Consider the following 13,227-nt stretch of genomic DNA (forward strand, 5'->3'; position numbering starts at 1 on the left):
AAATCAGGGGGCACTTTCATTCCAGACAATGCCATTTAAAAATCCATAGAAGGAAACTGGTGTTTTGTCTGGAATTATTATTATATGGCCCATGGAAGGCAGGGTGCCTGGCATCGTAGAATAAGCATTTCTACGGAGCAGGAAAGCCTTAACCGAGGTAAAGAGTATATGGTGTGAAGCTGAAACCCTGGTGACAGGAACCGACGATTTAAAGCGGTATGGTAAAAAGAGAGGTGTTAAAATGTTTCGGTTTATACATATAGCAGACGTTCATCTAGATACACATTTTTACTCAAAAAAGCCAGAACGGAGAAGTCAGCTTCGGGAGGGAATTAAAAAAACCTTTGGAGGCGTTATACAATGCTGTATTCAAGAAAAGGTTGATGCCCTTTTAATAGCAGGAGATCTCTTTGATCATTCACAGCTTTCCTTTCAAACGGAGCAGTTTTTAGTTAATCAGTTCCGGCTTTTGAACGATCACCAAATCCAAGTATATTATTGTACGGGAAATCACGACCCCTCCAATGAATTAGAACGAATTAATGCCATACCCTGGCCTCCGAATGTTAAAATATTTAAAGGGGATAAAATAGAGGTCGTAACGGTAATGAAGGGCAATGAAGCAGTGGCTAAAATTATCGGAGTGGGTCACAAAAACAGCCGGGAGAGCAGAAATCTGGTTACCAATTTTCCAGATAAGGAAGGGTCTCTCCCCCACATAGGACTGGTTCATACCATGGTGACCAACGCCAAGGGCTTAGAAGCCCATGACCGTTATTTACCCTGTACCAGAGAAGACCTAATACAAAAAGGCTATGATTATTGGGCCCTTGGCCATGTACACCAGTATCAGCAGATTAGCCACCATTCCATCTATTACAGCGGTAATCTGCAGGGGCGGCATCCAGGGGAGACTGGTGAAAAGGGAGGACTTCTGGTGGAAATCAAAGACAATCAAACTCCCAGAATATCCTTCAGGCCCTTTTCAGCTATTAGGTGGGAAACCATTGAAATAGAAGGACTTGAAAATGTTAACCACTATCAGCAGCTGCTTGAAAAAATAAACCATTATATACAGAGTCAATTAGATGCCTGGGAAATATCAGGAGAACAGCTGTTTTTAAGAATTGAACTCCAGGGTCGCTGCCCCCTGAAGAAGGCCCTGGCAGTAGAGGAAAATAGACAACAGCTGGAGGAGGACCTGATGGACCACTGGGGGCTGATGGACATCGAGGTAAAAGCCCATGGGCTAAAGCGGGCCCTCTCCCAGGAGGACTTTGAGGAGGGGCACCATGTTTTAAGCCGAGCCTTGAAGCTATTGAAAGAGGCAGAGGAAAATGAAGAGATACTTAAAGCCCTGTCAAGCTTGCCCTTTGTTAACCCCAATGCCGGGGAAGGAGAAGAAAAAAGAGCCTATATAAGGACCCTCCTTAAGGGCCTTAGAGAGGAAGCAATGGACAGAATGGCAGGTGATGAATTTGAGAATTAAGTCTTTATCAATTATTGATTTTGGTAAGTTTCACCAGGGCTTAACCTTTAAAGATCTAAACAATAAAATGGTCGTGTTTTGTGGAAACAATGAGGCCGGAAAAACCACCCTGTTTCATTTGATTAAGACCCTGTTATATGGCTTTTCGCCTGCCAAGGCCCAGCAGCATCCCTATGCATCATGGAAAAATGAAAGAATTGAATTTTCAGCTGAAATAGAGGTGAAGGGGCAGATACTTCAGCTCTATCGACGGCTCTTAAGTACCCCCAAAGGAGCGTTAACTACGAAGGATCGGATTATCGATTTAAAAAATCAGCCCGCACCCTTTGCAAATCACATTTCCTCGGAAATATACAATCGCATCTACTCCCTCAGGATAGAAGATTTAACGGCCCTTGAGGGAAAGGCCTGGGATGAGGTTCAAGATCAGCTTTTGGCCAATTACGGCAGTACTCGGCTAAGGGACACCAAAACAGTATTAAAGGAAATTCATGAAGAGCTCAATCAGCTTTATCGAGTCAGCGGCAGGGGAAAATATCGGGTGAAGGAGCTGGAGGAGGCCATCAGGGAATTAAAAAAGGAAAGATCGGCTGCCCAGGAAAGACAGGCCCTTCTACGGGACCATCAGAAAAAAATGTGGCAAATAAAGGAACAGCTTCAGCTTCTTGCTGAGGAGCAGAAAAAAGCAAAGGTGCTTATTAAAAAAACAGATCAGGTTAAGGAACTGTACCGTCTTGTAAAGGAAAAGGAATTGCTTGAAAAGACCTTGGAAAATCCAACAGCCTTTGAAGCCCTTCCAGGGGATTGTATACAGCTTCTGAGGGAGCAGGAGCAGCGACTTAAGGATTTGGAGCAAAGCCTTAGTCGAAGAATAGAGACCCAAAGGGCCCTGTTTCAGAAGCAATATACCCTTTCTAAGGGGGAACAGCAAATTTTAGACAGTCAAGCGGCAATTGATAGCTATTACGAAGAAGCCATTATGCTTGAAGGAGCAGCACAGGAACTGGAGCAGCTTGAGCAGGAGATTTTACGCCTTCAGGAGCGGAAAAAGAATGAAGAAAAAAATATCTTTTCAGAAGCCTTGCCGGCCCATGCCTATGATCAGATTCGGGGGCTTAATATACCTTCTGTAAGGATTTTGGGAGCCAATATACAAAAAATAAAGGGGCAGCTTCAAAGTCTTGAAATTAGAATGATGCAGCAAACCCCACCAGCCAACGGGCAACCAGGCACAAAGGCCTATATTGGAATCTTAATAATGGCCCTTGGCTTTTTAGCCATAGGAATTTATGATCAAAGTATGTCTATTATCCTGGGGGCAGTCGTGACCTGCCTATATGGAGTGGGAAGCCTTATTTACCACCGTCGGGGCACGAAGAAGGCCCTACATCGACAGAATGAGGGTTATCAAGGACTAGCTGAAGAAAGGGAAAGTCGGTTGGTTGAATTAAAAAAAGCCCTTCAGGAGCTGAAAATGATCTTTGAAGGTATACCAATTTCCCAGGTGCTTCTGGAAAATATAGACGAAGCCTTGATTAGCCAGCTGATGCGGTTACGAGATTATCTAATGGAGCTGGATCAAAAAAGCCATATACTTGACGAGAAAAAGCAAGGATATCATAATAAAAAATTAGTAATACAAGAATTTCTTAAGGCATTTGCTGTTGATAGCAGAGGGACTCTTAAAGAGCAGATGGAAACCCTACGCCAGCATTGTCAAAGGCTCATTCAAATTCAGAACAGCAACGACCGCATAGAAGAATTGCTTCAGGAAAACGAAAGGGAGAGGGCCCTTTTGCAGGAAGAGAAGGAAGGGCTGGAGCAGGATATTAAGAATTTGAAGGAAGGCCTTAGTTTCCTGGGAGATGGAGATATACAACTGGGTGAGAAGCGTTTTATCGACAATAAAAGCATAAAAATGAAAATCCAGTCAATAGATGAAAAGCTTCAAGCCATCCACGACCTTAATCTGAGATTTTTGGAATTGGAGGAAATACAGCGGATAAACCCAAGTCTGTTGACAGAAGAAGGTCAGGAATCCTTGGCCCTAGAGCTGGAAACCCTTGGAGAGAGATTACTTGAATTAAAGGATCAGGAAAGGGAGCTAACCATAAAAAGCCAGGAGCTGCAGGGAAAAATGTCCCTGGACGAAATCGGCAGCCGCCTAATGACCTTAGAGGTAGAAAAGCAGCAGGCTATTTTGAGAAGAGATCAGCTGATGCTTCTAGGAGAAATTATCAAAAGGGCGGATGAAAGCTTTCGGGAGGAAAACCAGCCCGATGTCTTGAAAACTGCCAGCAGCTACTTAAGCCGCATAACAGGTGGACGCTATAGCCACATTTTTCTTGAGGAGGAAGAGGGAGAGACCTATATTCGCCTAAAGGGCCTGCACGACCCAGCTCCCAGGCGGGTTGGAGAAAGCTTCAGTAAGGGTACCTTAAATCAGCTCTATATTGCGCTGCGGCTTTCCTTGATCGACCACCTGGATCAGCGGGGGGAAGCCCTGCCCATTTGTTTTGATGAACTGTTGATTAATTTTGATGAAGAAAGACTGGATCAATACCTGGCACTTCTAAAGGAGGTAAGTGAGAAAAGACAAATCTTTATCTTTACCTGTCACCAGTGGTTTGCCGGGAAACTAAAGGAAACCTTCAACGTAGACCCCATATTGCTTTAAAAAATCATAAACAGGAGTGACAGCTATGCCCTACACCTATATATTGGAATGTAGCGATGGAACCTATTATACAGGCTGGACAGTTGATCTTGAGGCCCGTTTAAAATCCCATAACTCAGGCGCTGGAGCCAAATATACCCGGGCCCGATTGCCCGTTGAAATGGTCTACTGGGAAATACAGCCAGACCGGAGCCATGCCCAAAAAAGAGAAGCTGCCCTCAGAAAGCTACCCAGGGCCAGGAAGGAAGGTCTGATTAAGGAATTTAGGCTGAAGCATGGCTCCAAGGCCTATCAATCATCGAACCCCTGATATATTTTTATTCAGGGGGTTTTTTAATGACAGAAGACTAACAACCAATTGAAAACCGCCATAATAATTCCTTAATAATATTTTGATTGCAGGGAAAAGTAAAGTGTGTTAAAATTTTTCGTATGGCAAAAAAGAGAAGGACCTGACAGCTGGATGATTACAATGTTTAAATAAATTAAGGAAGAAGAGGAATGAAGATGCAAAGAAGTGATATAAGAAATGTCGCAATTATTGCCCACGTAGACCATGGAAAGACTACACTGGTGGATCAAATGCTGAAGCAAAGCGGAACCTTTCGATCCAATGAAGTGGTAGAGGAACGGGTAATGGATTCCAATTCCCTGGAAAGGGAAAGGGGGATTACCATTTTGTCGAAAAATACCTCTGTGAGCTATAATGGCGTAAAAATTAATATTGTCGATACCCCAGGTCATGCAGACTTTGGGGGAGAGGTGGAGCGAATCATGGGAATGGTGGACGGTGTACTACTGTTGGTGGATGCCAAGGAAGGCCCTATGCCCCAAACCAGATTTGTACTTCAAAAAGCCCTAAAGGAGGGCTTAAAACCTATTGTGGTGGTAAATAAAATTGACCGGCCTGATGAAAGAATTGTTGAGGTATTAGATGAGGTACTGGACCTGTTTATTTCCCTGGATGCCGATGATGATCAGTTGGAGTTTCCTGTGGTCTACGCCTCTGCCAAGAATGGTGTGGCGGCCCTTACCCTGGAGGAAGAGCGGGTAGATTTAAAACCACTTTTTGAATCAATTCTTAAAAATATTCCCTGCCCCCAGGGAGAGCCTGAGGAAGGCTTACAGCTTTTAATTTCTAATATTGATTACGATAAATATATTGGACGAATCGGCATTGGTAAAGTAACCCGAGGGAGCTTGAAAAAGGGCTTAAGTGCTGTATTGGCAAAATCCAATGATCAACAGGTTAATGTGAAGGTAAGTAATCTGTATCATTTTCAAGGTCTCAACCGAGTTGAAATTGAACAGGCATCGGTGGGGGAAATTGTTGCAGTTTCAGGAATAGCTGATATTAATATTGGTGATACCCTGTGTGATATAGATCGAGTAGATCCCATTCCCTTTATCAAAATTGACGACCCCACCATCTCTATGAATTTCTTGGTAAACGACTCTCCCTTTGCTGGCAAAGAGGGCAGCTATGTAACAAGCCGCCATCTAAAGGATCGGCTGGAACGGGAGATGCTGTCCAATGTCGCCATGAAGATGGAGGAAGTTTCTGCTGATTGCTTTAAGGTTTTAGGAAGGGGAGAGCTGCACCTTTCAATCCTAATTGAAACCATGCGCCGTGAGGGCTATGAATTTGCCGTTTCTCGGCCCGAGGTTATTATGAAAAAAACCGAGTCTGGAACCCTAGAGCCCATGGAGCACCTTTTTGTGGAAGTTCCAGAGGAAAGTGTCAGTGCAGTGATTGAAAAGCTTGGTCAGCGAAAGGGCGAAATGCTTGATATGGTTCCAACGGGGAATGGTACTATTAAATTGGAATTTAGAATTCCTGCCAGGGGACTGATTGGGTACCGGTCAGAATTTTTAACCGATACCAAGGGCTATGGAACCTTTCATCATCTATTTGATGGATATGATGCGTATCGTGGTGACATACGAGTCAGAACCCGAGGGTCCCTGGTGGCCTTTGAGACAGGTGCTGCTGTCGCCTATGGTATCTACCATGCCCAGGAAAGGGGAATTATGTTCATTGAACCAGGGATAGATGTTTATGAAGGTATGGTGGTGGGAGAAAGCTCCCGGCTAGAGGATATTGCAGTAAATGTGTGTAAGAAAAAGCAATTAACCAATATTCGATCTGCCGGGGCCGACGATGCCCTTCGATTAACACCGCCAACGGTATTTTCGCTGGAGCAGTCACTGGAGTTCATTGCAGACGATGAATTGGTAGAAATAACTCCGAAAAGTATTCGAATCCGAAAGAAGATTTTAGATAAGGTTATGAGAGAAAGAATGCAAAGAAGAGCATAAAAATGGATATCAGAATCCCCCCGGGGCGGCAAGTATAGGCCCTGGGGGCTTTTTTATGTAAAATTATTCCTATTCCATTGTACAATGCCTCGGGTTAAGATAAAATAAAAGCATGGCAAAATCTATGTAAATAGGAAGGGGAAATTTTTCAATAAATGGCTATATAATGGGAAAACCAAATTATAAGGAAAATTAAACATATCTATTAAAGGAGTGAGTAGGAAATGTATATGGCAGGATTTTTTCAATTATTAAATCTGTTGGTCTTGGTTCTGATTATTTATGTAATCTATGTTATAGCCTTTAAGGTACCTAAAATTATCGAATCCATGGATGAAAGGCTGGGTCGGTTAGAAAAGCTGATCAGTGAACAAAATAAAAAAAATTAGACCCGTAGATCTGAAAAGGGTATGATGTTGGACGAAGGAAGGCTGATATGGTACAATTGTTAGGTAACAAAATCTTCCTTTTACAAATCAATCCTTTCTACAACAAGAGGTGATAAAATGAACGAACGAAGTTTAAGGGTTTTAGAATATAAAAAAATAACAGAAGATTTAAAGGAACGCTGCAGTTCAGATCTGGGTAGAGCCCTGGCGGAAGAATTGAAGCCCATTAGTCAATTAGAGAAAATCCTTCCGCTGTTAAAGGAAACCAGTGAAGCCCAGGCAATTTTAATTCAAATAGGTAATGTTCCCCTGGGAGGAATCCATGATTTGCTGGCCTTTGTCAGAAGAACTGAAATTGGCGCCTATCTCGATCCCGGTCAGCTTTTAACCCTGAAGGAAACCCTGACGGCAGCCAGGCGATTAAAGTCTGCCCTGAAATTCGACGAGGTGAAGTTTCCCATTATTCAAGGTCTTGCCCAGGGTTTATCTTCCCTACGGGAATTGGAGGATAGAATCAGCGACTGTATCATTAGTGAAACTGAAATAGCCGATAATGCCAGCCCAGAGCTAAGACACATCAGAAGGCAAATCCAGCTGAAAAATGAGGGGATTCGCAGTAAGCTAAACAGCATTATATCTTCTACCAATAATCAAAAATATTTACAGGACCCCATCATTACCATGCGACAGGACCGTTATGTAGTACCTGTCAAGCAGGAGTACCGGGGAAATATTCCAGGCTTAATCCATGACCAATCCTCCAGCGGAGCGACCCTCTTTATTGAGCCCATGGCAGTAGTAGAGCTGAATAATCAGCTTAGAGAGCTAAAATTAAAGGAACGGGCAGAAATAGAGCGAATTTTGATGGAAATCGCCGGAATGATCGCCCAAAGGGCCGCTGAAATCAGAGGAAACCAGGCAATTTTAAAGCAATTGGACTTTATCTTTGCCAAGGGTAAGCTTTCCCTGGCTATGCGGGCAGTAGAACCAACTTTAAATAATCAGGGTAAAATTCATATTAAAAACGGACGACACCCCCTGTTAAAGGCCCAGGAGGTGGTGCCGATTACCATCTGGCTTGGCGAAAAGTTCCGTACCCTGATGATAACTGGCCCTAATACTGGCGGTAAAACCGTAACCTTAAAAACCGTAGGATTATTTTCCTTAATGGCCCAGAGCGGTCTCCATGTGCCGGCAGACTATGGCACTGTTTTAGCCGTATTTGATCATATTTTCGCCGATATTGGCGACGAGCAGAGCATTGAGCAGAGCCTCAGTACCTTTTCATCCCATATGACCAATATTGTTAAAATACTACAGGAGGTTACCCAAAACTCACTGGTGCTTTTTGATGAATTGGGAGCGGGAACAGACCCCACCGAAGGAGCGGCTTTAGCCATGGCCATTATCAATTATTTGCGTGGGCTGGGGGCCACCGTTTTGGCCACCACCCACTACAGTGAACTGAAGCAGTTTGCCCTCACTCACGAGGATATCGAAAATGCTTCGGTGGAATTTGATGTGGCCACCCTTCGGCCTACCTATCGCTTGTTAATTGGTGTACCTGGTAAATCCAACGCCTTTGAAATATCTCGAAAGCTGGGACTGACAGAAAATATCATTGAAGCTGCCAAAGGATTTTTATCTACTGAAAACATCCATTTTGAAGACCTGCTTCAAAATATTGAAACCAACCGAAGGGCGGCAGAGGCCGATCGGGAAGAAACAAAACGCTTAAGACTAGAGGCAGAACGGCTTCTTCAAAACTATCAGGACAAGAAAAATCAGTTGGAGGAGCAAAAAGAAAGAATCCTTAAGGAGTCCAAAAAAGAAGGTTTAAGGCTTTTAAAGGAAGCTAAGGCCGAGGCAGAGGAGATTATTCAAGGCTTAAGATCAATGAAGCTGGAAATGGAAGAAAAGGAAATGAACCGGCAAATTGAAGCCTCAAAGCGTAGGCTGAGTGATAAAATCGGCGATATGGGACCCAATACAGAGGATATCTTTTTAAATAAAACCTCTAAAAAGCCCCCTAAAAACCTAAAGGCCGGAGAGACTGTCAAGGTACTTTCTATCAATCAAATCGGCCATGTGGTCTCACCCCAGGATGAAAAGGGAGAGGTACTGGTTCAGGTGGGGATTATGAAAATTAATATACCCGTAAGTAATTTAGAGCGAGTGAAGGAGCAGGGCGAGGTCAAACAGACTGGAGTAGGTAAAATTATTAAAAGCAAAGCCCAGAATGTTAAAAGGGAGCTGGATTTAAGGGGCCTTAATTTAGAAGAGGCAATCCTCGAAGTGGATAAGTTTATTGATGATTGTGCCATTGCCGGCGTTTCTCCGGTCACGATTATACATGGAATTGGAACAGGTGTATTGAAGGCTGGAATCAAGCAGATGCTGACGAAAAATAAGCATGTGAAAAGCCAAAGGCCGGGCCAATACGGAGAAGGCGGTGCTGGGGTCACCATTGTGGAACTAAAATAAGGAAGGAGCCGGTGGTGGATGATTTTAGTAAGTGGATGTCTTCTGGGCATCAATTGCAAGTATAACGGGGACAGCAATCTATCGCAGAAAATCCTGGACAAGCTGAAGAATGAGGCCATCATCCCTTTTTGTCCGGAGCAGCTGGGGGGCTTGAGTACCCCCAGGCCACCGGTGGAAATTCAAGGGGGAGATGGTTCCGATGTTCTGGAGGGAAGGGCTCGGGTTGTATCCAGGGATGGCTGTGATGTAACGAAGGAATTTATACGGGGAGCTCAAGAAACCCTAAAGATGGTTGAGCTACTGGGTATAACCCATGCTGTCTTAAAGGCCAGAAGTCCCTCCTGTGGGGTGGAAGAAATATATGACGGCAACTTTACCAGTACCACTACCCGGGGGGATGGTGTAACGGCGGCTCTGTTGAAAAAAAGTGGAGTCAAGGTTGATACCGAGGATAGTTTTGAGATAAATAATTAAATGAACAAAAAAAGGGTATCTGTTAAATAGCATGATAACAGACGAATCAAAACAGAGGGGGGAACAGTATGGGTAAGAAGTTAACAATTTTACTGCTGATTTTGGTGATGGGATTTACCTTAACAGCATGTAAAAAGGATCAGAAAGAGGTAATGGAAGAAGAGCCCGATCAAAATGTGACAGATCCTGTGGAGGAGACAGAGGAACCGGAGGAGCTGTTCTATGTCTTATATTTAAAGCATAAGGAGTTGCCATACATATTTGCTGATACCTTCAATATTTCAGCTGATGATCCCAGGTTGGAGGGAAAGCTGTTTGAGGAATTTGTACTGGAGGAATTGATTCATCAGAGTGCTATCGAAGATTTAATTAATCCTATACCGGAAGGAACCAAAATTTTGTCAGTAAAAAAAGAGGGCAAGACGGTACTGGTAGATTTATCAGAAGAGTTTATTGGTAATATGAAGGGAACAGAGGAGGATGTGATGGCCACTGTGGCAGTGATTGTCAACTCACTGACGACCCTGCCCAATAATGACAAGGTTCAAATCCTTGTGGAAGGTAAGGCCATAGATAATTTAAGGGGAGCTGATATCAGTCAGGACTTTGAATTTATTCCGGACTTTTATGCGGACAAGTAAAATTGTATAATTTCATTGATTTGCCATAAAATATATGATATATTTATGGGAAAAGCAGATGATGTTAAAGGCAATGAAGAGGACAGTAGGCATGGTTTTAAGTCATAGCGAGCCGGGGATGGTGGAAGCCTGGTACAGAACTATACCGAAGCGCACCTCAGAGCAGGGGCCTGAATTCAGTAGGGCTCGACGGATTCCTCCGTTATCGGGAAAAGAGTGGGTACTCACTTTATTTAGTTAGTGGGTCCAATAAGAGTGGTAACACGGGATATAGCTCTCGTCTCTTCCTATAGAGGCGGGAGTTTATTTTTTTGAAATTTTATTCAGGAGGTAAGTATATGATTGACTTTAAAAGTAAGCTAAGCCTAGAGCTACATCCCCTTATAGGGGCCTTGAGCCAGGAGGAAATACTGGCTGCCATCGAAATACCTAAAAATTCCGAAATGGGAGACTTTGCCTTTCCATGCTTTAAGCTGGCTAAGGCCTTTAGAAAGGCTCCCCAGGCCATAGCCCAGGAGCTGGCCGAGAAAATTCAATTGTCCGAGGCCTTTTCCCGGGTCGAGGTGGCTGGTGGGTACCTCAACTTTTTTGTTAACCGAGGGTATTTTTCTAAGGAAATCCTGAAGGCCGTTTATGAGCAAAAGGATCAATACGGCAGTGATCAGGTAGGAAAGGGAAAGGTCATTTGTATCGACTATTCTGCCCCCAATGTGGCAAAGCCCTTCCATGTAGGTCACTTAAGATCAACGGTGATCGGAAATTCCCTGTATCGAATCTACGAATTTTTAGGCTACCAATGTGTGGGAATTAACCATTTAGGTGACTGGGGAACTCAATTTGGCAAGGTGATAGTGGCCTATCGTAACTGGGGAGACAAAGAAGCCCTGGAAAAGGAGCCCATCAGTACCCTATTGGCCCTTTACGTAAAGTTCCATGATGAGGCCGAAAAAAATCCCGCCCTTGAAGATGAAGCCCGAGGCTGGTTTACTAAAATGGAAAGGGGAGATGAAGAGGCCCTTTCCCTATGGCAGTGGTTTAGTAATGAAACCATTAAGGAATTAAAGAAAATCTATAGCTTACTGGATGTGGAATTTGACCATTATACCGGAGAGAGCTTTTATAACGATAAAATGGATGCCGTTTTAAAAGAGCTTCAGGAGAAAAATCTTTTGAAGGAAAGTCAAGGGGCGGTATTGGTTGACTTGAGCCAGTATGACATGCCTCCTTGTCTGGTACAAAAAAAGGATGGCAGCACCCTTTATGCCACAAGGGATATTACGGCGGCGATATACAGAAAAAATACCTTCAACTTTCATAAATGCCTTTATGTCACAGACTATTCTCAAAATCTTCACTTTGCTCAATGGTTCAAGGTAATTGAGTTGATGGGGTACCCCTGGGCCCAGGATGCGGTTCATATTCCCTTTGGCCGGGTAAGTCATGAGGGAAGAAGAATTCAAACCCGAAAGGGAACCGTTGTACTGCTGGAAGAAGTGCTGTCAGGGGCTGTGGAACGGGTAAAGGAAATTATTGAAGAAAAAAATCCTTCATTGGAAAATAAAGAAGAAGTGGCCAAGGAAATTGGAATTGGTGCAGTTATTTTTAATGATTTAAGCAATAATCGTATCAAGGATATTTCCTTCTCGTGGGAAACCGCCTTTAGCTTTGAAGGGGAAACCGGGCCCTATGTCCAGTATACCCATGCCAGAGCCAGCAGTGTTCTGAGGAGGGCCAACATGGAGGTATCGATGGATTTTGACCCGGCGGTATTGAAGGACGATGTTTCAATGGCAGTGTTAAAGGAAATACAGAAGTTTCCAGAGGTAATTTTGGATGCCCAGCGAAAAAATGAGCCCTCCATTATTACCAGACATATTATTGATATTGCCCAGGCCTTTAATCGTTTTTATCATGATCACCCCATTCTGGTGGAGGACGAAGAAGTGAAAAAAGCCCGTTTAGCAGTGGTTTTTGCCGTAAAGCAGGTATTAAAAAACGGTCTTTATCTTTTGGGAATTAAAGCACCTGAAAAGATGTAAGCATTCCTTATACTCTTGTTAATTCCTTTGAATTTATATACCATAAGGGTGAGCAGATATTGCTCTTAAGGAGGGATTTTAATTTTGTCAAAGGAAATGCAGCTAAGGAACTGCTTTATCTATACTGTATATGGAGATGCTGTTGGATTTTTAAGAGAAAATCATTTAGAATACAGGGGCCAGTTTATTCCCTTTCAATTTGAAAGGGATCAAGGTCTGGTATTATCATTGGAGCCGGGACAATGGAGCGATTTGACCGAGCAGCTGCTGATTTTAACGAAATGCTTGATTGATCAGCGGGAAAATTCCAGGGTATCGGTAGATTATAGGCGCCTCAGGGAAGAACTAAGGCTTTGGCAATACTATCGCCATGGCAGGGCTGAAAATTTATTAAGAAAAATTAGCGGGGGAAAGGAATATTACAAATCCTCCTACTATTGGAATGATAAACGGGGCTATGGTTTTTCACGTATCATTGTATTGTTTCTGGCCAACAACAATTTTGAGGCTGCCAAGGAAGAGGTTTTTAAGCAAATTGTTTACACAAATCGACATCCGCAGGTTTTGTTAACTGCTTTGTTGCTGTTAAGAACCCTTTATCTCCTTCTAACAAAGGCATATCAATTAGAGGATTTAACAGAGGAATTAAAGACTTATCTTATGGAGCTGAAGGGGAAGGAACTGGAATCCATGGTTGATCAGGCCCTCCCACCCA

General features: G+C 43.4%; 10 protein-coding genes and 1 other annotated feature. All 10 genes read left to right on the plus strand.

The features are described 5' to 3' along the window. Nucleotides 1-241 precede the first annotated feature (241 nt). On the plus strand, nt 242-1,489 hold the full coding sequence (locus ACYQ1I_RS11145) for a metallophosphoesterase family protein (protein ID WP_459765261.1): 1,248 nt from the start codon (nt 242-244) through the stop codon (nt 1,487-1,489). Continuing rightward, on the plus strand, nt 1,473-4,166 hold the full coding sequence (locus tag ACYQ1I_RS11150; RefSeq protein ID WP_459765263.1) for an AAA family ATPase: 2,694 nt from the start codon (nt 1,473-1,475) through the stop codon (nt 4,164-4,166). Before ACYQ1I_RS11145 ends, ACYQ1I_RS11150 begins: the two co-directional genes overlap by 17 nt. A gap of 25 nt (nt 4,167-4,191) precedes the next feature. Further along, nucleotides 4,192-4,476, plus strand: a complete 285-nt coding sequence (locus ACYQ1I_RS11155; RefSeq protein ID WP_459765265.1) for a GIY-YIG nuclease family protein — start codon at nt 4,192-4,194, stop codon at nt 4,474-4,476. A 197-nt stretch (nt 4,477-4,673) separates the two neighbouring features. Continuing rightward, complete coding sequence (gene typA, locus ACYQ1I_RS11160) at nt 4,674-6,485, plus strand: translational GTPase TypA (RefSeq protein WP_459765346.1); 1,812 nt, start codon at nt 4,674-4,676, stop codon at nt 6,483-6,485. 224 nt (nt 6,486-6,709) lie between these two features. Continuing rightward, complete coding sequence (locus ACYQ1I_RS11165; RefSeq protein ID WP_459765267.1) at nt 6,710-6,874, plus strand: hypothetical protein; 165 nt, start codon at nt 6,710-6,712, stop codon at nt 6,872-6,874. 117 nt (nt 6,875-6,991) lie between these two features. Continuing rightward, nucleotides 6,992-9,358, plus strand: a complete 2,367-nt coding sequence (locus tag ACYQ1I_RS11170; RefSeq protein WP_459765268.1) for an endonuclease MutS2 — start codon at nt 6,992-6,994, stop codon at nt 9,356-9,358. Nucleotides 9,359-9,376: 18 nt separating this feature from the next. Next, nucleotides 9,377-9,832: a 2-thiouracil desulfurase family protein gene (locus ACYQ1I_RS11175; protein WP_459765270.1), complete on the plus strand. Its 456-nt coding sequence runs from the start codon at nt 9,377-9,379 to the stop codon at nt 9,830-9,832. Nucleotides 9,833-9,900: 68 nt separating this feature from the next. After that, nucleotides 9,901-10,473: a GerMN domain-containing protein gene (locus ACYQ1I_RS11180; RefSeq protein WP_459765272.1), complete on the plus strand. Its 573-nt coding sequence runs from the start codon at nt 9,901-9,903 to the stop codon at nt 10,471-10,473. A 64-nt stretch (nt 10,474-10,537) separates the two neighbouring features. After that, nucleotides 10,538-10,761 (plus strand) — a binding site (T-box leader). 50 nt (nt 10,762-10,811) lie between these two features. Continuing rightward, nucleotides 10,812-12,512 carry an arginine--tRNA ligase gene (gene argS, locus ACYQ1I_RS11185; protein ID WP_459765274.1) on the plus strand — a complete coding sequence of 567 codons (1,701 nt, stop codon included), beginning with the start codon at nt 10,812-10,814 and terminating at the stop codon, nt 12,510-12,512. Nucleotides 12,513-12,596: 84 nt separating this feature from the next. Continuing rightward, a partial coding sequence (locus ACYQ1I_RS11190) for an ADP-ribosylglycohydrolase family protein (protein ID WP_459765276.1) occupies nt 12,597-13,227 on the plus strand: 631 nt, incomplete at its 3' end.

It is taken from the genome of Alkaliphilus crotonatoxidans, assembly GCF_054658015.1.